Origin of the sequence: Neisseria polysaccharea (assembly GCF_963392925.1) — a bacterium.
GTDB lineage: Bacteria > Pseudomonadota > Gammaproteobacteria > Burkholderiales > Neisseriaceae > Neisseria > Neisseria polysaccharea.
In genome coordinates this window covers 230515-255847 of sequence record NZ_CAUJNZ010000001.1, presented here as the reverse complement: position 1 = coordinate 255847, position 25333 = coordinate 230515, and the positions used below count along the sequence as shown (strand labels likewise).

The window sequence follows — 25333 nt, the reverse complement described above, 5'->3', positions numbered from 1 at the left end:
GTAAAATACCGGCTTCCGGATGACGAAATGCACAAACCGGCCGAAATTGTTATAATCGAAAAAATTAAAAATCAATACGGATTATTCTATCAGATTGATTTATCGATATTTATTATATCATTAATATAGTTTGATTTCAAACCGGCGGAAAATGCGCCGCCTTCCGCAGGCGCGCCCTCCCCGCCATCGGGGCGTTTAACGCCGGATTGCCGATGCGGTACAATGGCTGATATGAAGAAAATTACCCCTCAAAACCTGCGCCCCCTGCTTTCGGAAAGCTTGGGACATACCGATTTTGTCAACGTCCTCAACGCACTGATTAAATTTTTGCGCCGTGGCGGCAAAAAATGTGCGGGGGAGCGTTTCGACCTGATTATCGACACATTCAAACAAGATAGGGAATTGCTGTCCCGCTTCAGCCGGTGTTTTTACATCTGGCTCGCGCAAATACACATTTATCCGGCACTTATCAAACTCGGCATCTTCTCGCGCCACAGCTTTGCCCGGGAAATGGGCATACGCATCTACGAACGCTTCAGCCCGTCATATAAAGATTTTGCCAACTTGGGCGAAGTCTTCCTTTATCTTTTCCATTCCGAAAACGACGACAAATGGCTGCAAACGCTCAATATCCGCCAATGGCTGGTTTTATACGAACTCATCCGGAGCCACGCCGAACCGTCCAAATTGCAGACGGCGGGCATCCGCCTTGCCGATGCGCGTTTGCGCGCCATCGAAATGCTGTCTGTCTGGACGGCATCCGAAGCCATCGAACCCGACCTCATCCGCATCGCCCCGCGCCTGCTGGAAGCCGATTCTTCCTTCGTCGCCCTCCAACGCGAAACCGCCAAACTGGTCGAACACTACCGCAACGGCACCACGCCTTACGACACCGCCCACCTCGAAGTGATGTTCGACCAATGTTTCAGCCAGATTGACTATTTGCGCCGCAAAGGGACGGGCGCCGGCTCCGGTTCGTCGGTCAAAGTCGCCCACCTGCTCGAACGGCTCCGGCAGACCGTAGGCCGTCTGAAGCTGCTCACCGACATCCAAACCGGTGCCGGCAACAGCAACCGCCTGACCATCGCGCTGATGAACTCCCTCATCTACGCGGCGGTCGAACAATACAGCACCCGCCACCTGCGCCGCAGCAGCATCCGTATGCTCGCCCGCAGCATTACCGAAAACAAAAGCCACCACGGCGAACACTACATCACCCGCAACCGCAAAGAATATTTCAAAATGTTCTACTCGGCGGCAGGCGGCGGCATCATCATCGCCCTAATGGCGCTGCTCAAAATCCGCATCGGCTCACTCGGCCTCAGCCCCTTCCTCACTTCCTTGTCGGCTGGGTTCAACTACGGCATCGGCTTTATGATCATCCATATGCTGCACTGCACCGTCGCCACCAAGCAGCCCGCGATGACTGCCGCCAGCTTTGCCGAACAGGTCGATCTCAACGAAGGCGGCAAAGCGGTGGACAACAAACTCGCCAAGCTCCTCATCGACGTATGCCGTTCCCAAAGCGTCGCCGTTTTCGGCAACGTTTCCATCGCCATCCTTTTGGCGTGCGCCATATCGTTCGGCTATGCCCATCTGTACCGGCTGCCCATACTCGATGCCCACACCGCCGCCTACCAGTTCAAATCCATAGACATCATCGCTTACCCGACGCTGTGGTATGCCGCCATTGCAGGTCTGTGGCTGTTCTGCTCCGGCATCATCGCAGGTTTTTTCGACAACCGCGCCGACTACCTCAACCTGCGCCAACGCCTGCCCTTCAACCCCTTGCTGCGTAAAATCATGCGCCCCGGGTCCCGCCGCGTCCTCGCCGCCTACATCCACAAACACTACGGCTCGCTGGTCGGCAACTTCATTTTCGGGATGCTCTTGGGTATGACCGGCTATTTCGGACACCTCCTCGGGCTGCCGCTGGACATCCGCCACGTCGCCTTTTCCTCCGCCAACCTCGGCTATGCCGCCGTCAGCGGCAACGTCGGCTTGGGCACGTTCGTACTCGGCATTTTCAGCGTCCTCGCCATCGGCCTGGTCAACCTATGCGTCAGCTTCAGCCTCGCCCTCTTCGTCGCTCTGCGCTCGCGCGGCACGAAAATCGGCAGCATCCGCAACCTGATCAAAAGTTTTTGGAATCAGATTAAAAGCAATCCCTGCATACTTTTCCTCCCGCCCGCCAAAGGACAGGGACACCCTCCTTCGGACAAGCCTTAACCGGCAATGCCGTCTGAAGCGGGCTTCGCCCCGAATACCGCCCTGATGCGGAAAATCCCCATAAAAGGATGCAAAAATGCCGTCTGAACCGAAACGTGGTTCAGACGGCATTTTAAAAAACATTACAATCCCGAACCGCCAAGCGAATTGGCAATGTCCCTGACCGCCGTTACATACATCCGGCTGTGGTTGTACTGCCATACCGTATAAAAATTGTTCAAGCCCAAATAATATTCAAACACGCCGGGTGCGGTTTCCAGCTGGAACAAAACCGCCTTTTCATCATCTGCAAGCTCTTCGCCGGGGATGATGCCGTACGCCTTCAAATCCGCCACCGTCCGCGTCAGGGCGGTTTTTTCGCCAATGATTGCCTGAACATCCGCACCCGGCGCCAATGTTGCAGACACCAGTATTTTCCCGCCCGTGCGCCAACCGTGCTGTTTCATATAATTGGCAACCGATGCCGCGACATCGCCGATGTTGCCCCATATGTCCCGATGTCCGTCCCCGTCATAATCTACCGCCCATTTCCGGTAGCTCGAAGGCATAAATTGCGGCATCCCCATTGCGCCCGCATAGCTGCCTTTAAAGGCGAAAACATCGCCGCCCTCTTCTTTTGCCAGCTTTAAAAGCTCGACCAATTCTTTTTGGAAGAACCCGGCGCGGCGGGGGTAATCGAAGCCTAAAGTCGCCAATGCGTCCGCCACACGGAAACTGCCCGTATTTTTGCCGTAATTCGTTTCAATCCCTATAACCGCCACGATAAGCTCGGCAGGCACGCCGTATTTTTGCGCCACATCATCGATAACCGCGCGGTTTTCCGCATAAAACCGGCGCGCGCCGCGAAATTTCGCCTCGCCCGAATTTCCCGTGCGGAACACATACCACGGACGCGATGTGGAGGGTCGGTGCATAATCTTGACGATGTCCGCCTTGTAAGCCGCTTTGTCAAAAAAATCCTGCCATTCCGCCCGGGAAAAATCCCCTTTCCCGACTTCATCGTCCACAAAACGGCGGACATTTGCATTGGCAGCAAACCCGCTGTCTGATACCGGTACGGCTGCCGCGTCAAACGCGGGGCGGCTTTCTTTTTTCATTTCATCCGCGCGGGGGGCTTGGGCTTCATCTGACCGGGGCGGGCGTGCCTCCATCGCCGTACAGGCAGACAAAGCCGCCAAACAAATTGCCAGCGGCAGTATTTTTCTCTTTTTCATAAATATGTTCCGAACAAATAGGGTAAGTGGGAAAGCGGCACAAGGGGGCGCGCGAAATGCGGCATCCGCCGCAATCGGCGGCTTTGCGGAATGCCGCACGTTGCCTCTTGCACCGCCCGAAATCCGTATGCCGCCGCCGAAAATGCCGTCTGAAGGCACTTCCCCTTTCAGACGGCATTGCCTGCCGCCGTATTTGCCCGCTATCCGCAATATCGGCAGTCCAATATGTCTTTGCGGATGTCGTTCAGCAGGAAGGCTGCGGTGTCTTCGTGTTCCGCCTGTACGAAGACAAAGAGTCGGGCGATGATTTTGCCGATGAAGACTTTTTGCAGGGCGCAGGCGTCGGTCAGGGTGTGTTCCTGCAGGAAGCTGCGGATGTCTTCGGGCAAAGTGTAGTCGCGGGCAACAGCGGCAAAGCGGGCATCGGTTTGCAGGCGGTCGAGCAGGGTTTGGTTTTTGTCCAACTTAATGCCTGCTTCTTTTTCTTCGGCGGTGGCGCGGACGAACTGGTCGTAAATTTCGGCATAAAGCATATCGTTCGGACCTTCAAAAATCGTGAAGGGACGGATGTCGATAGCGATATTGCTGGCGGTGTGTCCGCGTTCAAAACCCTTCGCGCCCAAGAGTTTTTGCAACATTTGCGCGGCGGCGTAAGTGTATTCCGTGGCGAGGGTTTTGATGATGTTTGCCTCCATCAGTTGATGGGCTACGGGGGCAATAGGCGAAACAGAATAGCAGACGTAGCGGTAAAGAATCTCGGAAACCTGATGGCGGCGCTGGATTTCGCGGCGTTCGTAATCGACGAATTTGATGTCGTTGCGGACGTATCGGTTCAGGTTTTCAAGGATGTATTCCATGATGCCGTGCGTCATGCCGATCAGTTGCAGGCGGCTGCGGATAAAGATGTTTTGGAACGCGCGCAAACCGGCGGCGTCGCTCTGAGAGAGTTTCATGACGGCAGCGGCAGGCATTTGGGCATCAATGTGGTTGACGGCGTAACGGACGGCGCGCAAGCCTTCGGATGTGAGGGCTTCGTAGCGGATGTATTGTTTAGGAACGAGCAGCAGGTTGATGACTTTGGAGAGTTTGCCGTTTTTGCGTTCTTTGGCGGCGACTAGGAGGAAGTCACTTTGCGAGTTGCCCTGCCAGTATTTCGCGGCATTGACATAAATGGTTTGTTCGTCGGTATATTCGTAGTAGGACTGCATTTCGCGTGCAATCGCCGCACCGGAGGTTTCAGGTTCGGTAATGCCCAAACCGCCGCCCTCGCCTTTGAAAACCATGTCCAGACCTTGCGCGACTTGCGCTTCGTCGCCGAATTCTTGCAGGGGCTGCAACACCAGCGCGCCCTCGATGCCGGTACGCAGGGTAACGGGCACGCCGTAATGCCCCGCAATTCGCAATACTTCCTGAATTTCAAACTGGCTGCCCCTGCGGCCGCCGTGTTTTTTGTCGAGAAAGGGCAACAGCAAACCCGCCTGCTTCAAGGCAAGCCATTTGTCTTCGGGCAGGTATTGCATGAGGTTGATGCCGTCTGAAAAAATGCCGCGGAATGCGGATTCGATGTGCTTTAAAAAAGCAGCCGTGTCCATGGTTGACGGCTGCGCGCTTGATTCAGTGTGTGTCATCATATTTTCCGGTTAATTTCTATTAACGGGCAGTTTTATCAAACCGCCGCCCATAATTTAGAGTTTAGTTTCTAAAATTTACCACAAAGTATGACAGCTAACAATCCGCTTCACTGTTTTCATGCTAATCAATCTTTCAGACGGCATCAGATTATCGCCATCGTGTTAAAATCGCCGTTTGCCTTCGTATCTGAAATATTTCCGCGCCATGACCTACCCCATCCCCAAACCCCGTGAAAAATCCCGTTGGCTTAATCTGTCTCAAGGCTCGCTGCCGCTGGCTTTGGCGCGTTATCTGCCGCATAAGCGGCTCAAGGTCGTGCTGACCCAAGATGCGGAACAGGCGTTGCGCCTTCAGACGGCATGGCGGTTTTTCCGTCCGCACGATACGGCGGTGTTCCTGCCGGACTGGGAAACGCTGCCTTACGAGCGTTTTTCGCCGCATCAGGATTTGGTGTCGGAGCGGCTCTCGGCGTTGTGGCAGATTAAGAGCGGCGCGGCGGACGTGTTGTTTGTGCCGGTTGCCACGGCGATGCAGAAGCTGCCGCCCGTGCCGTTTTTGGCGGGGCGCACGTTTTGGCTGAAAACGGGGCAGACTTTGGATATAGGCCGTCTGAAAAGTGATTTGGTGGATGCAGGTTATAACCATGTTTCCCATGTTGTCGCGGCAGGCGAGTTTGCCGTGCGCGGTGGCATTGTCGATTTGTTCCCGATGGGCAGCGAAATGCCGTACCGCATTGATTTGTTCGACGATGAAATCGACAGCATCAAAACCTTCGATACCGAAACACAACGCACCATTTCTCCTGTTTCCGAAATCCGCCTGCTGCCGGCGCACGAGTTCCCCACCGACAGCGAAGCGCAAAAAATCTTCCGCAGCCGCTTCCGCGAGGAAGTCGATGGTAATCCGAACGATGCGGCTGTGTACAAAGCAGTAAGCAACGGCCACTTCGGTGCGGGCGTGGAATATTACCTGCCGCTGTTTTTTGAAAACGAGCTGGAAACGCTGTTTGACTATATCGGCGAAGACGCGCTGTTTGTCTCTTTGGGCGATGTTCACGCCGAGGCAAACCGTTTTTGGAGCGACGTTAAATCACGTTACGCCATGGCGCAGGGCGACGAAACCTATCCGCCTTTGCTTCCACAGCATTTGTATCTCTCTGCCGATGTATTCGCAGGCCGTCTGAAAAACTACGGACAGGTGCTGCCCGATGTTTCCGGCAAGGAACACACCCTGCCCGACCTTGCCGTCAACCGCCAATCCGACGAGCCTTTGCAGGCATTGAAGGACTTTCAGACGGCGTTTGAAGGACGGATTCTGCTGTGCGCCGAAAGTTTGGGACGGCGCGAAACCATGATCGGCTTCTTGCAGCAAAACGGCTTGAAAGCCAAACCTGTGTCCGACTGGCAGGGCTTTTTATCGGCACACGAGCCGCTGATGATAACGGTTGCGCCGTTGGCATACGGGTTCAAACTGGGCGGACTGCAATCTCCGAGCCAACAGCAAGCTGCTCCCGCCTCCGAGAGAGAAAATTGGGGAGAAAGCAAAGCGGTTGCCGACCAAAGTGCCATCGCCGTCATCACCGAATCCGAGCTCTACCAATACGTTGCCCGTTCGCGCATCCACAACCGCCGCAAGAAACACGCCGCCGTTTCAGACGGCCTGTTGCGCGACCTTGCCGAAATCAACATCGGCGATCCCGTCGTGCACGAAGAATACGGCATCGGGCGGTATATGGGCTTGGTAACAATGGACTTGGGCGGCGAAACCAACGAAATGATGTTGCTCGAATACACGGGCGAAGCGCAGCTTTATGTGCCTGTTTCGCAACTGCATTTAATCAGCCGCTACTCCGGTCAGGCGCATGAAAACGTCGCCCTGCACAAGCTCGGCAGCGGCGCGTGGAACAAGGCGAAGCGTAAAGCCGCCGAAAAGGCGCGCGATACCGCCGCCGAGTTGCTCAACCTCTACGCCCAACGCGCTGCCCAATCGGGACACAAGTTTGAAATCAACGAGTTGGACTATCAAGCGTTTGCCGACGGCTTCGGCTACGAGGAAACCGAAGACCAGGCCGCCGCCATCGCCGCCGTGATTAAAGATTTGACTCAGGCGAAGCCGATGGACCGCCTTGTGTGCGGCGATGTTGGCTTCGGTAAAACCGAAGTCGCCCTGCGCGCCGCGTTTGTAGCGGTGATGGGAGGCAAACAGGTCGCCGTACTCGCCCCGACTACGCTTTTGGTCGAGCAGCACGCGCAAAACTTCGCCGACCGCTTCGCCGATTTCCCCGTGAAAGTCGCCAGTCTTTCGCGTTTCAATAACAGCAAAGCCACCAAAGCCGCACTGGAAGGCTTGGCGGACGGCACGGTCGATATCGTTATCGGCACGCACAAATTGGTGCAGGACGACATCAGATTCAAAAACTTAGGTTTAGTCATTATCGATGAAGAACACCGCTTCGGCGTGCGTCAGAAAGAGCAGCTCAAACGCCTGCGCGCCAATGTCGATATCCTCACCATGACCGCCACGCCGATTCCGCGCACCCTCAGCATGGCGCTCGAAGGTCTGCGCGACTTCTCGCTGATTACTACCGCGCCGAGCCGCCGCCTCGCCGTCAAAACCTTTGTCAAACCCTTCAGCGAAGGCAGTGTGCGCGAAGCCGTATTGCGCGAACTCAAACGCGGCGGACAAGTGTTTTTCCTGCACAATGAAGTGGATACGATTGAGAATATGCGCGAGCGGCTGGAAACCCTGCTGCCCGAAGCACGCATCGGCGTGGCGCACGGACAACTGCGCGAGCGCGAGCTGGAACAAGTGATGCGCGACTTTTTGCAGCAAAGATTTAACGTGTTGCTCTGCTCCACCATCATCGAAACCGGCATCGACATCCCCAACGCCAACACCATCATCATCAACCGCGCCGACAAATTCGGGCTGGCGCAACTGCACCAGCTTCGCGGGCGCGTCGGCCGCAGCCACCATCAAGCCTACGCCTACCTGCTCACGCCCGAATACATCACCAAAGACGCAGAAAAACGCCTCGACGCCATCGCGGCGGCAGACGAACTCGGTGCAGGTTTCACCCTCGCCATGCAGGATTTGGAAATCCGCGGCGCAGGCGAAATCCTCGGCGAAGGGCAGTCCGGCGAAATGATACAGGTCGGCTTCACGCTCTACACCGAAATGCTCAAACAAGCCGTGCGAGACCTCAAAAAAGGCCGCCAGCCCGACCTCGACGCACCATTGGGCATCACTACAGAAATCAAACTGCACAGCCCGGCATTATTGCCTGAAGACTACTGCCCCGACATTCACGAGCGCCTCGTCCTCTACAAACGCCTCGCCGTCTGCGAAACCGTGCAGCAAATCAACGCCATACACGAAGAACTGGTCGACCGCTTCGGTCTGCCCGAACAAGCCGTCAAAACCCTCATCGAAAGCCACCACTTACGACTTGCGGCAAAAGAATTGGGTATAGATGCCATTGATGCGACCGGTGAGGCGGTAACAGTAACCTTTGGTAAAAACAATAATGTCGATCCAACCGAAATCATCCTGCTGATTCAGAACGACAAAAAATACCGGCCGGCAGGGGCAGACAAATTGAGGTTTTCAGCGGAAATGGAAAACATCGAAGTACGGATCAACACCGTCAAAACCGTGCTAAAAACCCTGCAAAGCAAACGCCTGCCCAAAGGAAATTGATGTAACGATGCCGTCTGAAGAACACCGTTCAGACGGCATACAATCCCCCAATCCTCACCAAAAGGAACAATCATGTCGATTTTTCACCCCTATTTCCAACAACTGTCCACCGAAGGTTTTGACGGAGAAGAAGATGTCCTCTGGGAAGACGAGCTGACCGTCAAAGGCAATCTTGTCGAGGTATCCCTGTGGGCAGAAAATGAAAACAGCCTGCCAACCAAAACATTGGATGCATTTGCCGCCTTCCTGTCCGAATTGGAAAAAGCCGATGATGCCGCACGCGCCGCACTGACGGAATATTTGAAACGGGACAGCCGCTATATCGACTTTCACACCGAAGATACCCAAACAAGCCGTGATGCGGCAAAGTTTGTCCGCACTATGCAGTTGATCTATATCAGCTTATGGGCAGAAAGTCCGGCTTTTGCCGTTATGGATTATATGCCCGCCAATATGGAAAGCGACGAAATCCTTGCCGTCAAACTGCATTTGGACGGCAGCATTTTCTCAATCGATTGGGAGAGTTGAGCCGGATTGCCAATCGACAAAAATGAAATGCCGTCTGAAAACAGCTTCCCTACCCGAAGCCTTGCCATTATGAATTTGAAGGAAACTCCACTATAATACGGCATTCAGATTTTCAGACGGCATCGCGCCCGTCAGACCGCACACAAACCAAAAGGAAATACATGTTCCGTACTATGCTTGGCGGAAAAATCCACCGCGCCACCGTAACCGAAGCCGATTTGAACTACGTCGGCAGCATTACCGTCGATCAAGACCTGTTGGACGCGGCAGGTATCTATCCCAACGAAAAAGTCGCCATCGTCAACAACAACAACGGCGAACGTTTTGAAACCTATACCATTTCAGGCAAACGCGGCAGCGGCGTGATTTGTCTGAACGGTGCTGCGGCAAGGCTGGTGCAGAAAGGCGATATCGTCATCATCATGTCTTACGTCCAACTCTCCGAACCCGAAATCGCCGCACACGAGCCCAAAGTCGTCTTGGTAGACGGAAACAACAAAATCCGCGACATCATCTCCTACGAGCCGCCGCACACCGTACTGTAACCCTGAAAACGGACATTGATTATGGATATTAAAATCAACGACATCACCATCGGCAACAACTCGCCCTTCGTCCTATTCGGCGGCATCAACGTTTTAGAAGATTTGGATTCCACCCTCCAGACCTGCGCGCATTACGTCGAAGTTACCCGAAAACTCAGTATTCCCTATATCTTTAAAGCCTCTTTCGACAAGGCAAACCGCTCGTCCATCCATTCCTATCGCGGCGTAGGCTTGGAAGAAGGCTTAAAGATTTTTGAAAAAGTCAAAGCAGAGTTCGGCATCCCCGTCATTACCGACGTACACGAACCCTATCAGTGCCAACCCGTTGCCGAAGTGTGCGATGTCATCCAGCTTCCCGCCTTTCTTGCGCGGCAGACCGATTTGGTGGCCGCAATGGCGGAAACGGGCAATGTCATCAACATCAAAAAACCACAATTCCTCAGCCCCTCTCAAATGAAAAACATTGTGGAAAAATTCCGCGAAGCCGGCAACGGGAAACTGATTTTATGCGAACGCGGCAGCAGCTTCGGCTACGACAACCTCGTTGTCGATATGCTCGGTTTCGGCGTGATGAAACAAACCTGCGATAATCTGCCGGTCATCTTTGACGTTACCCACTCCCTGCAAACAAGGGAATCGGGCTCTGCCGCTTCCGGAGGAAGACGGACACAAGCACTGGATTTGGCACTTTCCGGCATGGCTGCCCGGATTGCCGGCCTGTTCCTCGAATCGCACCCCGATCCGAAACTGGCAAAATGCGACGGCCCCAGCGCGCTGCCGCTACACCTTTTAGAAGATTTTTTAATCCGCATCAAAGCATTGGACGATTTAATCAAATCACAACCGATTTTAACAATCGAATAACACGGTTTCGCCTTATGATGCAGACTTTCCGAAAAATCAGCCGGTATGCCGCAACCTTGTGGCTCGGTATGCAGATTATGGCGGGTTATATCGCCGCACCGGTGCTGTTCAAAATGCTGCCCAAAATGCAGGCGGGCGAAATTGCCGGCATATTGTTCGACATCCTCTCTTGGAGCGGGCTTGCCGTTTGGGGCGCGGTACTGGCTGCCGCCTTTGCCGCCCTAACCCGGCGGCAAACCGCCCTACTGCTTTTTTTATTGTCCGCCCTTGCCGCCAACCAATTTTTGGTTACCCCCGTTATCGAGGCACTGAAATACGGGCATGAAAATTGGCTGTTGTCGGTTGCAGGCGGATCCTTCGGAATGTGGCACGGCATTTCCAGCATGATTTTCATGGCAACCGCCCTACTTTCAGCAGTTTTAAGTTGGCGGCTTTCCGGCAAAGAGGCCGTCTGAAGCCCTCCCATTTTTCACCTCCCTTCACTTCACTTGGAGAACATTCATGAGCGCAATCGTTGATATTTTCGCCCGCGAAATTTTGGACTCACGCGGCAACCCCACAGTCGAGTGTGATGTATTGCTCGAATCCGGCGTAATGGGACGCGCAGCCGTACCGAGCGGCGCGTCCACCGGTCAAAAAGAGGCTTTGGAACTTCGCGACGGCGACAAATCCCGTTATTCGGGCAAGGGCGTATTGAAGGCGGTCGAACACGTCAACAACCAAATCGCCCAAGCCCTCATTGGTATCGATGCCAACGAGCAATCTTATATCGACCAAATCATGATCGAATTGGACGGTACTGAAAACAAAGGCAATTTGGGTGCGAATGCGACTTTGGCGGTTTCTATGGCGGTTGCACGCGCCGCTGCCGAAGACTCAGGCCTGCCGCTTTACCGCTACTTGGGCGGCGCAGGCCCGATGTCCCTGCCCGTACCGATGATGAACGTCATCAACGGCGGCGAACACGCCAACAACAGCCTGAACATCCAAGAGTTTATGATTATGCCTGTTGGCGCAAAATCTTTCCGCGAAGCATTGCGCTGCGGTGCGGAAATTTTCCACGCCTTGAAAAAACTGTGCGACAGCAAAGGCTTCCCAACCACAGTCGGCGACGAAGGCGGTTTCGCCCCCAACCTGAACAGCCACAAAGAAGCCCTGCAACTGATGGTTGAAGCCACCGAAGCCGCCGGCTACAAAGCGGGCAAAGACGTATTATTCGCATTGGACTGCGCGTCCAGCGAATTCTACAAAGACGGCAAATACCACTTGGAAGCTGAAGGCCGCTTTTACACCAGTGCGGAATTTGCCGAATATCTGGAAGGTCTGGTCAACGAGTTCCCCATCATCTCCATCGAAGACGGCATGGATGAAAACGACTGGGAAGGCTGGAAACTGCTGACCGAAAAATTGGGCGGCAAAGTCCAACTCGTTGGCGACGACCTCTTCGTTACCAACCCGAAAATCCTTGCCGAAGGCATTGAAAAAGGCGTGGCAAACGCACTATTGGTCAAAGTCAACCAAATCGGTACTTTGAGTGAAACCCTGAAAGCCGTCGATCTGGCAAAACGCAACCGCTACGCCAGCGTGATGAGCCACCGCTCCGGCGAAACCGAAGACAGCACCATTGCCGACTTGGCAGTCGCCACCAACTGTATGCAGATCAAAACCGGTTCTTTGAGCCGTTCCGACCGTATGGCGAAATACAACCAACTGCTGCGCATTGAGGAAGAATTGGCAGAAGCCGCCTACTACCCCGGCAAAGCCGCATTCTACCAACTGGGCAAATAAGAAAAGGTTAAGGTATGAAGTGGGTAACTGTCGTTTTATCCTTCGCACTTGTCTGTTGCCAATACAGCCTGTGGTTCGGCAAAGGCAGCATCGGACGCAACAGCAGTCTGAAAGAACAGATTGCCGTTCAAGAAGAAAAAAACCAGACACTCGCCCTACGCAATCATTCCCTTGCCGCCGAAGTCTATGATTTGGAAAACGGTCAAGAGGCCATTTCGGAAATCGCCCGGGTAGAACTGGGTTATATCCAAGACGGCGAAACCTTTTACCGACTCATCAGGCATAACCGGTAATACCGTCAAAAAGCCGTCCGAACCAATGTTCGGACGGCTTTTATTTCAACAAACTGTCAGACAGCCCCTCATCCTCCCCCACCAAACCGCAATCCAGCCTGACATCCCCCTCGACGCAACAGCAGCACGGCAGTATCTCGTCCCGCCCCAAAAAAGCCAAAGGCGGCTCCCGATAAGTAACGCTTCCCTCCAAAATCTTCACCCGGCACGATCCGCAATATCCGCTTCGGCACTGATATTCCACCATATGCCCCGTCCGTTCCAAGCCTTCCAACAGAGTCTCGCCCTCCAAGAGTTCAAAAAAACCCTTATTCGTACCAATGCGCGCCATTTCCGACCAATCAAAAATAAAAGGAACAATAACCGATCCTACCCGCTGTTTTTCCCATCATACAACATACAAATGCCGTCTGAAACATCCGGCTTCAGACGGCATTTTTTCAAAAAAAACGTTTACAACTCAAAATCGCCCAAATCATCCGTATTCACTTCAGAATCGATCTGACCGATCAAATAAGAAGATATTTCCACCTCCTGCGGCGCGACCTGTACGTTGTCGGACGACAACCACGCATTAATCCACGGAATCGGGTTTTGATTTGCGCCTTCAAATCCGGCCGGCAAACCCACCGCCTGCATACGCAGATTGGTAATATATTCGACGTATTGGGATAAGATTTCTTTGTTCAAACCGATCATCGAACCGTCTTTAAACAAATATGCCGCCCATTCTTTTTCCTGTTCCGCCGCCTTTTTGAAGAGTTGGAAACATTCGTCCTGCAACTCGGCGGCAATCTCCGCCATTTCAGAATCATCGACACCAGAACGCATCAGATTAAGCATATGCTGCGTGCCGGTCAGGTGCAGGGCTTCGTCGCGGGCAATCAGTTTGATGATTTTGGCGTTGCCTTCCATCAACTCGCGCTCGGCAAAAGCAAACGAGCAGGCGAATGAAACGTAGAAACGGATGGCTTCCAACACGTTGACACACATCAGGCAGAGATAGAGTTTTTTCTTCAACCCGCGCAAAGATACGGTAACGGGTTTTCCGCCGACATTGTGCACCCCTTCGCCCAACAGATTGTAATACTGGGTGTATTCGATTAAGTCGTCGTAATAGCAGGCAATGTCTTCGGCGCGGGCGGTAATGTATTCGTTTTCGACGATATCATCAAACACGACCGACGGATCATTCACAATATTGCGGATGATGTGGGTGTAGCTGCGCGAGTGGATGGTTTCGCTGAAGCTCCACGTTTCAATCCACGTTTCCAGCTCGGGAATCGACACCAAAGGCAGCAAGGCAACATTCGGACTGCGGCCTTGAATCGAATCGAGCAGGGTTTGGTATTTCAGATTGCTGATGAAAATATGTTTTTCGTGTTCCGGCAGGTTGGCGTAGTCGATACGGTCGCGCGACACGTCGATTTCTTCCGGCCGCCAAAAAAACGACAGTTGTTTTTCAATCAGTTTTTCAAATACCTCGTATTTCTGCTGGTCATAACGGGCGACATTTACCGGCTGACCGAAAAACATCGGCTCTTTCAGCGCGTCGTTTTTGGTTTTGGGAAAGGTGCTGTATGACATGACTAGGTGTTCGCAGGACATAACGTCTCTCTTTTTAAAAATTAGTCGACTTTTCTATTAATTTTTAATTCACCATATGAAACATGTTGAATTCTATCAATAAAGTGCCATCCTAAAATAGCAAAGACTAAAAGAACACTAATAAATATATAAAATTTATATTCAGCTAAGAATGACCGAATGACATCCATACTTTTCCTTTTCTGGAAAATAACAACTTAGCCTCATATAGTAGTAGGCACTAATTTAAGAAAATCCTTGAAGCCTCCTACTATCTAGAAGCCTTGGATATATTTCAAAAATTAACCTGTTTTAAATCTTACAAGCCCCGCCCGCGCAGCCGTCATCCTGAATATCGGCCTGCGTATCGTCCGCGCCGTCGCGGGTGTTGTGGTAGTACAGGGTTTTGACGCCGTATTTATAGGCGGTCAGCAGGTCTTTGAGCATTTGTTTCATAGAAACTTTGCCGCCTTCGAATTTGCCCGGGTCGTAGGCGGTATTGGCGGAAATCGCCTGATCGACGAATTTTTGCATCACGCCGACAAGTTTCAGATAGCCTTCGTTGCCGGGAAGCTGCCACAGGGTTTCATAGGCATTTTTCAGGGTTTCAAACTCCGGCACGACTTGCTTCAGGATCCCGTCTTTCGATGCTTTGACTGTTACCAAGCCGCGCGGCGGCTCGATGCCGTTGGTGGCGTTGGCGATTTGCGAACTGGTTTCAGACGGCATAAGCGCGGTCAGGGTGGAGTTACGCAGGCCGTATTTGACGATGTCGGCACGCAGGCTTTCCCAGTCGTAATGCAAAGGCTCGCCGCAAACGGCATCCAAATCTTTTTTGTAAGTGTCGATGGGCAGTTTGCCTTGCGAATAAACGGTTTGGTTAAAGAGCGTGCACGCTCCGTATTCTTTGGCAAGGTTTGCCGATGCTTTGAGCAGGTAATACTGTATGGCTTCAAAGGTACGGTGGGTCAGACCGAGCGCGGAGCCGTCGCTGTAGCGGACACCGTTTTTCGCCAAATAATACGCATAGTTGATCACGCCGATACCGAGCGAACGGCGGCCCATAGTGGAGGTACGCGCGGCTTCTACCGGATATCCCTGATAATCTAAAAGTGCATCGAGTGCGCGCACAGTCAAATCGGCAAGCCCTTCCAATTCGTCCAGGCTGTTTAATGCGCCCAAGTTGAAGGCGGACAGGGTACACAGGGCGATTTCGCCGTCAGGGTCGTTGATGTTGTCCAGCGGTTTGGTCGGCAGCGCGATTTCCATACACAGGTTGGACTGGTGCACGGGGGCGACGCGCGGATCGAACGGGCTGTGCGTATTGCAGTGGTCGACGTTTTGGATGTAGATGCGCCCGGTTCCGGCACGCTCCTGCATCAGCGTGGAAAACAGGTCGGCAGCCGGAATGATGCGCTTGCGGATGTTCGGGTCTTGCTCGTATTTCGTATAGAGCCGCTCAAATTCGTCTTGGTCGGCAAAAAACGCTTCGTACAACCCGGGAACCTCGTTGGGCGAAAACAGCGTAATATTGCCGCCCTTAATCAGGCGGGTATAGAGCAGGCGGTTGATTTGCACGCCGTAGTCCAATTGACGGATGCGGTTGTCTTCCACGCCCCGGTTGTTTTTCAACACCAACAGGCTTTCGGCTTCGATGTGCCACAAGGGATAGAACAAGGTTGCCGCGCCGCCGCGCACGCCGCCTTGCGAACAGGATTTGACCGCCGCCTGAAACATTTTGAAAAACGGGATGCAGCCGGTATGCCGCGCTTCGCCGCCCCGGATTTCGCTGTCCAAACCGCGGATACGTCCGGCATTGATACCGATGCCCGCACGCTGGGAAACGTATTTCACAATCGCACTGGTAGTGGCATTGATGGAATCCAAACTATCGTCGCATTCAATCAGCACACAGCTTGAAAATTGGCGCGTAGGCGTACGCACGCCGCTCATAATCGGAGTCGGAAGCGATACTTTAAATGTAGAAACGGCATCGTAAAACCGTTTGACGTAACCCAAGCGCGCCTCTTTCGGGTATTTGCTGAAAAGGCACATCGCCACCAAAACATATAAAAACTGCGGCGTTTCGTAAATCTGGCGGGTAACGCGGTTCTGCACCAGATATTTGCCTTCGAGCTGTTTGACGGCGGCATAGGAAAAGGACATATCGCGTTCGTGGTCGATATAGGCGTTCAGTTCGTCAAATTCTTCGCGGCTGTAATCCTCAAGGATATGCCTGTCGTATTTTCCGGCATAGGTGAGCTTTTTAACGTGGTCGTAAAGGTGCGGCGGCTCGTACTCGCCGTAGGCTATTTTACGAAGATGGAAAATGGCCAAACGCGCGGCAAGGTATTGGTAGTCCGGGGTATCTTCCGAAATTAAATCGGCAGCGGCTTTGATGATGGTTTCGTGGATGTCGTCGGTGCGGATGCCGTTGTAGAACTGGATGTGCGATTTCAACTCGACCTGCGACACGGAAACATTTTCCAACCCTTTCGCCGCCCAAGTGACGACACGGTGAATCTTATCCAAATCAATGGGTTCTAATCTGCCGTCACGTTTGGTTACTTTCAAATCAGCCGTCGTATTCATCGTTTCCCCTTCCGCCCCCGATACCCAAGGGACACTCTTTCCAAATCAATCAAGGCAGACAATATAGTGGATTTTTTGTATTTCCTCCAGTCTTGACAACGGTTGCATTTTTCAGTTTCAGGCAATACGCGATAAAACCCGCCTGTCGTATTTTTCCTATAATATTTGTTTTATCTGATAATTCTTTACCGATAAAAAACGGGTAAATTTTTTGCCTTTTGACCGGCTCCTGCTACAAGGCGATGAAATAAGGATTTTCCGACGAAAAAGGAAAGCTTCCGGTTTTCTGCCCCTGTAAATTGTTAAATTTTGCAAAGTATGATTTTTGCCACGCCGCCGCCGACAAATTCCATTTTCTTACCGATTGAAATTTATTATTGAGATTAATGTGTTATTTGAATCTGCATATCAAACGGCAAGTTTTGCCGGCTAAATGGGTCTGAAACTGCCGACAATTTGCCCGTTCCATCCTTCCATCCTATACTGGAAGGAATGACAAACTGAAAGGATCGTCATGTCTGTCAAAAAGATGCTTGCCATACTGTTGTCTGCAATATTGGGACTGGTATCGACAACTGCCGCTGCCGGCACGTCAGAATCCGCCCACCGCCATACCAAACATATCCGCAAGGCAAACAAGCAGATGCTGCACCCCGAATGCAGGAAATATTTGGAACGCCGTGCCGCGTGGTACCGATCGCAAGGCAACGTGCAGGAATTGCGCGAAAACAAAAAGGCGCGTAAAGCATTCCGCACCCTGCCTTATGCGGAACAGAAAATCCAATGCAGGGCGGCTTATGAGGCTTTCGATGATTTCGACGGCGGCAGGTTTCGCCGTTAACCCCATATAAAATATGCCGTCTGAACACAGGTTCAGACGGCATTTCCCATAGATACAACAAACTATCCTTACACCATTTCGTTTGAAGTACTCCCGTTGCTGCAGCCTTAACGCATCCGCAAAAGCGAATCATACTGCCACATTCCGACAACCAGTTTCAGACGGCAACGTCCGCATCGCCGGCGACAACGGCACGGATGCTTTCTTCGATTTTATCTTTTAAAGCATAACGGTCTTCGCTTTCCGCCGCGTCCGCCACGCAAACGAAATCGACTTTTATCGTCAATTTTTTCATAGACACAATGCGCCACAGACAGGTCGGCAAACCGACATCGGCATATGAGGGACGAGCCGTCCTTTTTCCCGTTTCGTCATAATAACGCAGCGCGACCGCCAAAACCTTTGCCCCCGCATCGATAGCGGATTGGAACAGTGCGGCTTTAAAAGGCAAAAGCTCCAAGCCGGAAGAAGTCCGCGCTTCAGGAAAAAAACTGACGTTTTGACCGCGTTGCAAGGTTTCGCAGACGGCGCGGTTAATCGGCTCGATGTCGCGCCGCGAATTGCGGTTGATGAACACCGTTCCCGCGTTCTGCCCCATCTTGCCCAGTACCGGCCAGCTTTTGATTTCCTGCTTGGCGATAAAGCTGCTCGGATAAACCGCGCTCATCGCGAAAATATCCAGCCAGGACACGTGGTTGGCAGCTACCAAGACACCGTTCGGATGTTCGGGTGCGTGCCCGCCCACCTCCAATCCGATATCCAAAGCCGCCAAAGCCCCCCGGCCCAACTCGATTACCGCACGATTGCGCGACTCGGGGCAGCCGCCGTCAATACCGCGCAGGTTTTTCCCTGTTTTAAACAGCCAGACCGCCAAACGGCACAACCGATGCAGGCGTGTAAAAATTGAAGCTTTATTTGAAGACATGAGCAATTCTTTCCCGATAATCGGTGTTTGTTGTTGAAACGTTCGGACGGCATACCGATAAAATGCCGTCTGAAACCGTGTTCCGCCCTATTTCTGACAGTTCGGGCAGTAAAACGTGCCGCGCTGCCCCAAAGTTTCTTTCACAATCAAACCGCCGCACCGGGGGCACGGTTGATTGTGCCGCCCGTACACCGTATATTCCTGTTGGAAGTAGCCGCTTTTGCCGTCGCTGTCCACAAAATCCCTCAAGGTGCTGCCGCCCGTTTCAATGGCGCGCTGCAACACCGCTTTGACGGTTTCAACCAAAAGCGCGCACTCTTTCTTTTTCAGACGGTTGGCAGGACGGTGGGGCGAAATGCCCGCTCTGAACAGGCTCTCGTTGGCATAAATATTGCCCACGCCGACCACAACCGCATTGTCCATCAGGGCAAGTTTGACCGCGCGTTTCTGCGCCTTCAGCCTCGCATACAGATAATCCGCACAAAATGCCTCCGACAAAGGCTCCGGCCCCAGCTTTTCCAGCAGCGGATGATGTTCTTCGATCCCCTCATACCAAAGTATCGCACCGAACTTTCGCGGATCGCGGTAACGCATGACCGTGCCGTCTGAAAACACAATATCGACGTGATCGTGTCTGTCCGGCCTGCCGATACGTCCGTCCGACGGCGTAAAAATCCGCAAGCTGCCCGACATCCCCAAGTGAATCAGCAAAATCCCCGTTTGGAAACGGACAATCAGATATTTGGCACGCCTGCCGCAGGACAAAACCTGCCGGCAGGACAAAATCTCCCCCAAATCGGGATTAATCTGCCAGCGCAGCTTCAGTTGGCGCAATACCACGGCTTCTACCGTTTTTCCTTCAATATGCGGCGCGATGCCGCGCAACGTCGTTTCCACTTCCGGCAATTCCGGCATAATCCCTCCCGACACTTTCTTCGGCAAATGCCGTCTGAAACAAAACCCGCCTAATCCGCAACCCTTGCCGCACCCGCCGCAAGGGCTTTTCCGCCCAAATACCCGTCCCACGCGGGCAGGGGCGTTACCCCCGCCGCCCTTTTGACCAAAACCAAGCCGTACACTGCGGCACAGTGCGGCCACCAGCGGTCGCCCGCCTTTTCCATAAACTGCCAAAAATGTATTTGCCCGGGCGACGAAACCGGCGGCAGATACACCATAAATTTCCCAAGTTCAATATCAAAACCGGCACCGGCAATCTGTCTTTTCAGCCCGCGAAGCGTCAGGCAGAAGCGTTTTTCCGGCAGGCGTTCGCCGTCAAACCACGAACCCGGCCCCCAAAGCGAATGCGGATTAAAACCGGTCAGCATCACACGCCCGGACGGTTTCAATATCCGGTGCGCTTCCGACAGGATTTGCGAAGGAACACCGCCTTCAAGCGTATGCGGAAAAAGCAGCATATCCGCAGAAACATCCGCCAAAGCCATATTCTCCGCCGACATCAACATATCTCGCGGCACACAGACAACATCTTCAGACGGCATCAGCCACCTGCCACCCACCTGAACCGCACACATTCCCGAAAAACGGTATGAATCCAGATACCGCCCGAAGAAGTCCTGTTCCAATTTTGCAACATACCGCCCCATCGCCGTATCTTCAAACCATGCATCCATATTGCGTCCGTTTCAAACAGATTGCCTGCCGATATTCTATTCCAAACAGAATTTCTGTCAAAAAACACATCGGCCGCCATTTCCGAATCCGCATAAAGTTCCTGTAAAACTTGACGCTTTTTCAGTCAAACAGTACCATCGGACGATAAAATATGTTTATCCTCCCGATATAGATTATGTCCAAACTCAAAACCATCGTACTGACCGCTTCGGGTCTGTCCGTTTGTCCGGGTTTCCTATACGCCCAAAACACCTCATCACACCAAATCGGTTTGGCGATTATGCGCTTAAACTCTTCAATACTCGACCTGCCACCGACAAAACAATATTTCCAATCCGGCAGCCTGTGGGGCGAGCTGCGCCAAGGCTTCCGGATGGGCGAAGTCAATCCCGAACTGGTGCGCCGCCACGAAAGCAAATTCATCGCAAGCCGCAGCTATTTCGGCAGGGTCGTCAACCGGAGCCGGCCCTATATGTACCATATTGCCAACGAAGTCAAAAAACGCAATATGCCTGCCGAAGCCGCCCTCCTCCCCTTTATCGAAAGCGCGTTCGTCACCAAAGCCAAATCACACGTCGGCGCATCGGGATTATGGCAGTTTATGCCCGCCACCGGCAGGCATTACGGCCTGGAAAAAACACCGGTTTACGACGGCAGGCACGACGTTTACGCCGCCACAGATGCCGCACTCAACTACCTGCAATACCTATACGGGCTGTTCGGCGACTGGCCGCTCGCCTTCGCCGCCTACAATTGGGGCGAGGGCAATGTCGGACGCGCCGTCAACCGCGCACGGGCGCAAGGTCTCGAACCGACCTACGAAAACCTGCGTATGCCCGATGAAACGCGCAACTACGTCCCCAAGCTCCTTGCCGTCCGCAACATTATCGCCAATCCCCAATCCTTCGGCATCAGCATCGGCGATATAGACAACAAACCCTATTTTCAGGCAGTCGAACCGGACCGCCCCATCGATAACGAAGCCATCGCCCGGCTTGCCGGCATCACGCAAAGCGAGCTGCTCGCCCTAAACCCGGCATTCAACGTCCCCGCCTTCATCCCCAAAAACAAACGCAAACTGCTGCTTCCCGCCGCAAACGCCCAAACCTTCCAACGCAACTACCGCGCCGCCAACCCCGACAGCCTGTTCTCTTGGGAAATCTATACGCCCCCCGTACAAACCGCCGTATCCGATATTTCCTCCGCAACCGGTATGAGCGTTGCCGACATCAAACGCCTCAACAGCCTGAGCGGCAACCTTGTCAAGGCGGGACACAGCATCCTGATTGCCAAAACCGGCACAACCTTTCAAACGGCATCGGAGTCCGTTGCCGCCATCGACATCGACGACACGCCGGACACCTACCGGTCCAATATGCCGGCAGGGATAATGAATATCAGCCTTGCCCAAGCCCTGCCTGCCGACGCGCAACCCGCCGGCATCCCCGTCGAACCCCTGCCGCAAAAAACCGCCGGCAGCAAGCCTTCCGCCCTTGCCGCCCTGATTTCCGAGCCTGCATCGGCAACGCCGGACACTCAGGCTCAAACCGCAATGCCGCCTGAAACCCAAACTGCGGCATCCGCGCAAAGCGTTTTCTCAAACGACATACAGGCAACGGACGAACTGATGAGGCTTGTCGCCCAAAGCAGCCTGCGCCTGCAGGCGGAAGAAAGCGTTGCCGACATCATCAACACATCCGACGCATCTGCCGGACACAGCCCCCACCTGCCTCCGCAGCATACCGCCGCCGACGGCAAACGCCCCGCCCGTTTGGAAACACGCGTAGCCAAAGCCGCCGGCAACGGAACAGACTCCGCCACCCGCACCGGAATCCACCGCGTCGTGGAAGGCGATACCCTGTTCAACATCGCCAAACGCTACAACGTCAGCGTAGCCGACCTGATTGTCGCCAACAACATCAAAGGCAACACCATCCAAAAAGGACAGGTGCTCCGCCTGACCCAGGCAGTCCCTGCCCAAAACCGTATCGAAAAAGTATCCTACACCGCGCGCAAAGGCGATACTTTCAAAAGCATTGCCGCCCGTTTCAATATACACATCGACGACATCCGCAGGCTCAACCCCACCCTGAACACCATCAATCCGGGACAGAGGGTCAAACTGATTGGAAGCTGATTCGGATACGGCACATGACAGGACTTTCTCAGTCCTGTCTTTTTCATCCCACATTTCCCATACCATCATGAAACTCATCAAATACCTGCAATATCAAGGCATAGGAAGCCGCAAGCAGTGCCAATGGCTGATTAGGGGCGGTTACGTCTCCATCAACGGAATCTGCATGGACGACACCGATGCAGACATCGATTCCTCATCCGTCGAAACGTTGGATATTGACGGCAAAGCAGTAACCGTTATTCCCGAACCTTATTTCTATATCCTGCTCAACAAACCCACAGATTACGAAACTTCACACAAACCGAAGCACTACCGCAGCATATTCAGCCTGTTCCCCGACAATATGCGGAACATCGATATGCAGGCGGTCGGCAGGCTGGATGCGGATACGACCGGCGTATTGCTGATTACCAACGACGGACACCTGAACCACAAGCTGACTTCCCCCAACCATAAAATCCCCAAACTGTACGAAGTTACACTCAAGCACCCTGCCGGCGAAACGCTTTGCGAAACCCTGAAAAACGGTGTCCTGCTCCACGACGAAAACGAAACGGTTTACGCCGCCGATGCCGTATTGGAAAGCCCGTCCGCATTGCTCCTGACCATTACCGAGGGAAAATACCACCAAGTCAAACGTATGGTCGCCGCCGCAGGCAACCGCGTGCAGCATCTTCACCGCCGGCGATTCGCACATCTGGAAACAGAAAACCTCAAACTCGGAGAATGGAAATTTATCGAATGCCCCAAATTCTGAAAAAATGCCATTATTTACCTATATTCAAATACATACTTATAAAATGAATAATTTAACCGAAATTAACTCAAAAACAGCCGGTTTGCGATATAATCCGCCTGTCTGAGCAATGCCTGTGCAAGCAGGCTTATGAGTAAGACGTTTTCCCCGTAATGTGTTTGACCATCTATACTTTCCGGTATAGATGGTTTTTTTTATTTCAAATTTTCCGCCCAAGCTACCGGACATTGCCCGGCAAATAAAATACCTGTTGCCGCACACGCAAAAACAGAATTGCCGACACTGCCGCTACCTGAAAATCAAAATTCAACACACGCCACGCGTAAGCACTGTCGGCAGCACCATCCATAATCAGGAATGACCGTGGTTTGAATACCCGCTTGATTGCGGCAAACCCTTATTCTTGCATATCGGGGATATTCTCTAAAAAATATATATATTTCAGTTAAAAACACCGGACGGTTAAAAAGCATTCAGTCAGTTCCCATTAAGAAAAATGTGTAAAATTTTCGCTTTATCTCAATATGGCACTGTTTCAATATGTCTTCCCCTTCAAATACCAATCGTCAAACCTGGTCCAGCCGATTAACCTATATCCTGACTGTTGCCGGGGCAACCGTCGGCTTTGGCGCAACTTGGCGTTTTCCCTACCTAGTCGGTGAAAACGGCGGCGGCGCGTATGTATTTTTATTCTGTATCGCCATGCTCGTTATCGGTATACCGATGATTTTGGTGGAAAACGTCATCGGGCGGCGCAAAGGCGTGAACGCGCTGGATGCGTTCGGCGGCTCTATGAACGGCAAACCCGTTGCCAAAATTTGGAAACTGGTCGGCTGGATGGGGCTGCTCGGCGCGTTCGGCATTATGGCTTATTACATGGTACTCGGTGGTTGGGTCATCAGCTATATCGTTAATATTATTGGCGGAAATCTGAATATTTCCAGCCCCGTCGACGGTGTGGTTACAAAAGGCTTCTTTACCGAACACATTGAAAGCAGCCCCTGGGAAATTGCGTTCTACACTTTCTTGTTTGTCGTTGTGAACCAATGGATTTTGGTCAAAGGCGTTATCGGCGGCATTGAAAAAGCAGCGAAATACCTGATGCCGCTGCTGTTTTTGTTCCTAATCGCGATGGTCGTCCGCAACGTTACCCTGCCGGGCGCAATGGAAGGGATTACTTTCTATCTGAAGCCCGATTTCAGCAAGATTACCACCGAACTTTTCGTCTTCGTTTTGGGACAAGTATTTTTCGCTCTGAGTTTGGGTTTCGGCGTGATGATTACCTTGTCCAGCTATCTGGATAAAAACGAAAATTTGGTTCAGACGGCAGTTATCACGGCAATTACCAATACCATCATCGCCGTACTGGCGGGCTTTATGATTTTCCCGTCACTCTTCAGCTTCGGCGTTGCCCCCGATTCCGGCCCGACTTTGGTATTCCAAAGCCTGCCGATTGTGTTTTCGCATATGTGGGCAGGACCTGTGTTTGCCGTGATTTTCTTCTCGCTACTTTTGATTGCCGCGCTGACGACTTCGCTGACGATTTATGAAGTGTTGATTACGACCATTCAGGAAAAAACCAAAATCCGCCGTACCGCCGCGATTACGATTGTGTTGGCCGCCATCTTCGTTTTCGGCAACATCCCGTCTATTTTGAGCTACGGCCCGTGGAAAGATGTTTCCATATTTGGCAAAAATATTTTTGATGCTTTTGACTACATCAGCGGCAACATCTTGTTTATGCTGACCGCGCTCGGCTCGGCATTGTTTGTCGGTTTCGTGATGAAGGACGAAGCGAAGGACGAATTACTTTATAAAGGCAATCATACGACGGTCAATATCTGGTTTGCCTATGTGAAATACCTCGTACCGCTCGTAATCCTGCTGATTTTTGTCAGCAACCTTTTCTGATTCACACCGATTAATGCCGTCTGAAAGCCATACTCATTTCAGACGGCATTGCTTTTATTTCCACTACAATATCCGAAATGCTAAAATCCGAACAGATTTATCAGGTTCTGAAGTCCGATTAAAATTTCCTGAGTAACCGGTAATTCGCACGCTTAG

At 52.6% G+C, this 25333-nt stretch carries 21 protein-coding genes; 12 read left to right on the top strand and 9 right to left on the bottom strand.

The genetic code is table 11. The annotated features are described in order from the left end of the window. Nucleotides 1-231: 231 nt before the first annotated feature. Entirely contained in the window at nucleotides 232-2229 is a 1998-nt protein-coding gene (locus tag RDY34_RS01185) for a site-specific recombinase (RefSeq protein WP_504928539.1), read from the top strand. Between the two features lie 122 nt (nucleotides 2230-2351). On the opposite strand, the gene mltB is transcribed toward RDY34_RS01185, so the two are convergent. The 3 genes from mltB to RDY34_RS01170 are packed head-to-tail and all read right to left on the bottom strand — an operon-like array spanning nucleotide 2352 to nucleotide 5071. Beyond that, entirely contained in the window at nucleotides 2352-3443 is a 1092-nt protein-coding gene (mltB, locus tag RDY34_RS01180) for a lytic murein transglycosylase B (RefSeq protein WP_025456778.1), read from the bottom strand. After that, on the bottom strand, nucleotides 3352-3621 hold the full coding sequence (locus tag RDY34_RS01175; RefSeq protein ID WP_234403189.1) for a hypothetical protein: 270 nt from the start codon (nucleotides 3619-3621) through the stop codon (nucleotides 3352-3354). Before RDY34_RS01175 ends, mltB begins: the two co-directional genes overlap by 92 nt. A gap of 22 nt (nucleotides 3622-3643) precedes the next feature. Then, nucleotides 3644-5071, bottom strand: coding sequence for an acyl-CoA dehydrogenase family protein (locus tag RDY34_RS01170; RefSeq protein WP_308074703.1), 1428 nt, complete (start codon nucleotides 5069-5071; stop codon nucleotides 3644-3646). A gap of 208 nt (nucleotides 5072-5279) precedes the next feature. On the opposite strand from RDY34_RS01170, the gene mfd reads away from it, so the two are divergent. The 7 genes from mfd (at nucleotide 5280) to ftsB (ending at nucleotide 12792) form a co-directional block, all read left to right on the top strand. Then, nucleotides 5280-8774: a transcription-repair coupling factor gene (mfd, locus tag RDY34_RS01165; RefSeq protein ID WP_308074688.1), complete on the top strand. Its 3495-nt coding sequence runs from the start codon at nucleotides 5280-5282 to the stop codon at nucleotides 8772-8774. Nucleotides 8775-8846: 72 nt separating this feature from the next. Then, nucleotides 8847-9302 (top strand): DUF2004 domain-containing protein, encoded by a 456-nt coding sequence (locus RDY34_RS01160; protein WP_042508409.1) that lies wholly within the window; start codon nucleotides 8847-8849, stop codon nucleotides 9300-9302. Between the two features lie 161 nt (nucleotides 9303-9463). Further along, nucleotides 9464-9847 carry an aspartate 1-decarboxylase gene (panD, locus tag RDY34_RS01155; protein WP_002234942.1) on the top strand — a complete coding sequence of 128 codons (384 nt, stop codon included), beginning with the start codon at nucleotides 9464-9466 and terminating at the stop codon, nucleotides 9845-9847. A gap of 21 nt (nucleotides 9848-9868) precedes the next feature. Further along, entirely contained in the window at nucleotides 9869-10711 is an 843-nt protein-coding gene (gene kdsA, locus RDY34_RS01150; RefSeq protein WP_308074687.1) for a 3-deoxy-8-phosphooctulonate synthase, read from the top strand. Between the two features lie 14 nt (nucleotides 10712-10725). Continuing rightward, the gene (locus RDY34_RS01145; RefSeq protein WP_003752671.1) at nucleotides 10726-11166 is read left to right on the top strand and encodes a DUF4149 domain-containing protein; all 441 of its coding nucleotides are present in this window, start codon (nucleotides 10726-10728) and stop codon (nucleotides 11164-11166) included. Nucleotides 11167-11212: 46 nt separating this feature from the next. After that, nucleotides 11213-12499 carry a phosphopyruvate hydratase gene (gene eno, locus RDY34_RS01140; RefSeq protein WP_003752667.1) on the top strand — a complete coding sequence of 429 codons (1287 nt, stop codon included), beginning with the start codon at nucleotides 11213-11215 and terminating at the stop codon, nucleotides 12497-12499. A 14-nt stretch (nucleotides 12500-12513) separates the two neighbouring features. Further along, the gene (ftsB, locus tag RDY34_RS01135; protein ID WP_003752666.1) at nucleotides 12514-12792 is read left to right on the top strand and encodes a cell division protein FtsB; all 279 of its coding nucleotides are present in this window, start codon (nucleotides 12514-12516) and stop codon (nucleotides 12790-12792) included. A gap of 40 nt (nucleotides 12793-12832) precedes the next feature. Here ftsB and yfaE read toward each other — a convergent pair whose 3' ends face one another. From yfaE to nrdA, 3 genes are all read right to left on the bottom strand, one after another. Further along, complete coding sequence (gene yfaE, locus RDY34_RS01130) at nucleotides 12833-13123, bottom strand: class I ribonucleotide reductase maintenance protein YfaE (protein ID WP_003752664.1); 291 nt, start codon at nucleotides 13121-13123, stop codon at nucleotides 12833-12835. 122 nt (nucleotides 13124-13245) lie between these two features. After that, a complete protein-coding gene (gene nrdB / locus RDY34_RS01125) occupies nucleotides 13246-14379 on the bottom strand; it encodes a class Ia ribonucleoside-diphosphate reductase subunit beta (protein ID WP_003752662.1) in 1134 nt (377 codons plus the stop codon). A gap of 312 nt (nucleotides 14380-14691) precedes the next feature. Further along, nucleotides 14692-16971 (bottom strand): class 1a ribonucleoside-diphosphate reductase subunit alpha, encoded by a 2280-nt coding sequence (gene nrdA / locus RDY34_RS01120; protein WP_308074686.1) that lies wholly within the window; start codon nucleotides 16969-16971, stop codon nucleotides 14692-14694. A gap of 529 nt (nucleotides 16972-17500) precedes the next feature. On the opposite strand from nrdA, the gene RDY34_RS01115 reads away from it, so the two are divergent. Beyond that, nucleotides 17501-17812, top strand: a complete 312-nt coding sequence (locus RDY34_RS01115; protein ID WP_192869174.1) for a stress response protein — start codon at nucleotides 17501-17503, stop codon at nucleotides 17810-17812. Nucleotides 17813-17969: 157 nt separating this feature from the next. On the opposite strand, the gene RDY34_RS01110 is transcribed toward RDY34_RS01115, so the two are convergent. The 3 genes from RDY34_RS01110 to RDY34_RS01100 form a co-directional block, all read right to left on the bottom strand. Further along, complete coding sequence (locus tag RDY34_RS01110) at nucleotides 17970-18737, bottom strand: 1-acyl-sn-glycerol-3-phosphate acyltransferase (protein ID WP_003713119.1); 768 nt, start codon at nucleotides 18735-18737, stop codon at nucleotides 17970-17972. A gap of 87 nt (nucleotides 18738-18824) precedes the next feature. Beyond that, complete coding sequence (mutM, locus tag RDY34_RS01105; RefSeq protein ID WP_118815279.1) at nucleotides 18825-19652, bottom strand: DNA-formamidopyrimidine glycosylase; 828 nt, start codon at nucleotides 19650-19652, stop codon at nucleotides 18825-18827. 50 nt (nucleotides 19653-19702) lie between these two features. Beyond that, complete coding sequence (locus RDY34_RS01100; protein WP_308074685.1) at nucleotides 19703-20368, bottom strand: methyltransferase domain-containing protein; 666 nt, start codon at nucleotides 20366-20368, stop codon at nucleotides 19703-19705. 176 nt (nucleotides 20369-20544) lie between these two features. Here RDY34_RS01100 and RDY34_RS01095 point away from each other — a divergent pair, with 176 nt between their 5' ends. The 3 genes from RDY34_RS01095 to RDY34_RS01085 all read left to right on the top strand — a co-directional run bounded on the left by RDY34_RS01095 (nucleotide 20545) and on the right by RDY34_RS01085 (nucleotide 25177). Next, complete coding sequence (locus RDY34_RS01095) at nucleotides 20545-22506, top strand: lytic transglycosylase (RefSeq protein ID WP_308074684.1); 1962 nt, start codon at nucleotides 20545-20547, stop codon at nucleotides 22504-22506. 67 nt (nucleotides 22507-22573) lie between these two features. Continuing rightward, nucleotides 22574-23266 carry a 16S rRNA pseudouridine(516) synthase gene (locus tag RDY34_RS01090; RefSeq protein ID WP_118780352.1) on the top strand — a complete coding sequence of 231 codons (693 nt, stop codon included), beginning with the start codon at nucleotides 22574-22576 and terminating at the stop codon, nucleotides 23264-23266. A gap of 540 nt (nucleotides 23267-23806) precedes the next feature. Then, nucleotides 23807-25177: a sodium-dependent transporter gene (locus tag RDY34_RS01085; RefSeq protein WP_308074683.1), complete on the top strand. Its 1371-nt coding sequence runs from the start codon at nucleotides 23807-23809 to the stop codon at nucleotides 25175-25177. Nucleotides 25178-25333: the final 156 nt, after the last annotated feature.

Excerpts from the sequence above, each read along its gene's own strand:
- RDY34_RS01185 (WP_504928539.1), top strand. The coding sequence starts at position 232 with ATGAAGAAAATTACCCCTCAAAACCTGCGCCCCCTGCTTTCGGAAAGC.
- mltB (WP_025456778.1), bottom strand. The coding sequence starts at position 3,443 with ATGAAAAAGAGAAAAATACTGCCGCTGGCAATTTGTTTGGCGGCTTTG.
- RDY34_RS01175 (WP_234403189.1), bottom strand. The coding sequence starts at position 3,621 with ATGCCGTCTGAAAGGGGAAGTGCCTTCAGACGGCATTTTCGGCGGCGG.
- RDY34_RS01170 (WP_308074703.1), bottom strand. The coding sequence starts at position 5,071 with ATGACACACACTGAATCAAGCGCGCAGCCGTCAACCATGGACACGGCT.
- mfd (WP_308074688.1), top strand. The coding sequence starts at position 5,280 with ATGACCTACCCCATCCCCAAACCCCGTGAAAAATCCCGTTGGCTTAAT.
- RDY34_RS01160 (WP_042508409.1), top strand. The coding sequence starts at position 8,847 with ATGTCGATTTTTCACCCCTATTTCCAACAACTGTCCACCGAAGGTTTT.
- panD (WP_002234942.1), top strand. The coding sequence starts at position 9,464 with ATGTTCCGTACTATGCTTGGCGGAAAAATCCACCGCGCCACCGTAACC.
- kdsA (WP_308074687.1), top strand. The coding sequence starts at position 9,869 with ATGGATATTAAAATCAACGACATCACCATCGGCAACAACTCGCCCTTC.
- RDY34_RS01145 (WP_003752671.1), top strand. The coding sequence starts at position 10,726 with ATGATGCAGACTTTCCGAAAAATCAGCCGGTATGCCGCAACCTTGTGG.
- eno (WP_003752667.1), top strand. The coding sequence starts at position 11,213 with ATGAGCGCAATCGTTGATATTTTCGCCCGCGAAATTTTGGACTCACGC.
- ftsB (WP_003752666.1), top strand. The coding sequence starts at position 12,514 with ATGAAGTGGGTAACTGTCGTTTTATCCTTCGCACTTGTCTGTTGCCAA.
- yfaE (WP_003752664.1), bottom strand. The coding sequence starts at position 13,123 with ATGGCGCGCATTGGTACGAATAAGGGTTTTTTTGAACTCTTGGAGGGC.
- nrdB (WP_003752662.1), bottom strand. The coding sequence starts at position 14,379 with ATGTCATACAGCACCTTTCCCAAAACCAAAAACGACGCGCTGAAAGAG.
- nrdA (WP_308074686.1), bottom strand. The coding sequence starts at position 16,971 with ATGAATACGACGGCTGATTTGAAAGTAACCAAACGTGACGGCAGATTA.
- RDY34_RS01115 (WP_192869174.1), top strand. The coding sequence starts at position 17,501 with ATGCTTGCCATACTGTTGTCTGCAATATTGGGACTGGTATCGACAACT.
- RDY34_RS01110 (WP_003713119.1), bottom strand. The coding sequence starts at position 18,737 with ATGTCTTCAAATAAAGCTTCAATTTTTACACGCCTGCATCGGTTGTGC.
- mutM (WP_118815279.1), bottom strand. The coding sequence starts at position 19,652 with ATGCCGGAATTGCCGGAAGTGGAAACGACGTTGCGCGGCATCGCGCCG.
- RDY34_RS01100 (WP_308074685.1), bottom strand. The coding sequence starts at position 20,368 with ATGGATGCATGGTTTGAAGATACGGCGATGGGGCGGTATGTTGCAAAA.
- RDY34_RS01095 (WP_308074684.1), top strand. The coding sequence starts at position 20,545 with ATGTCCAAACTCAAAACCATCGTACTGACCGCTTCGGGTCTGTCCGTT.
- RDY34_RS01090 (WP_118780352.1), top strand. The coding sequence starts at position 22,574 with ATGAAACTCATCAAATACCTGCAATATCAAGGCATAGGAAGCCGCAAG.
- RDY34_RS01085 (WP_308074683.1), top strand. The coding sequence starts at position 23,807 with ATGTCTTCCCCTTCAAATACCAATCGTCAAACCTGGTCCAGCCGATTA.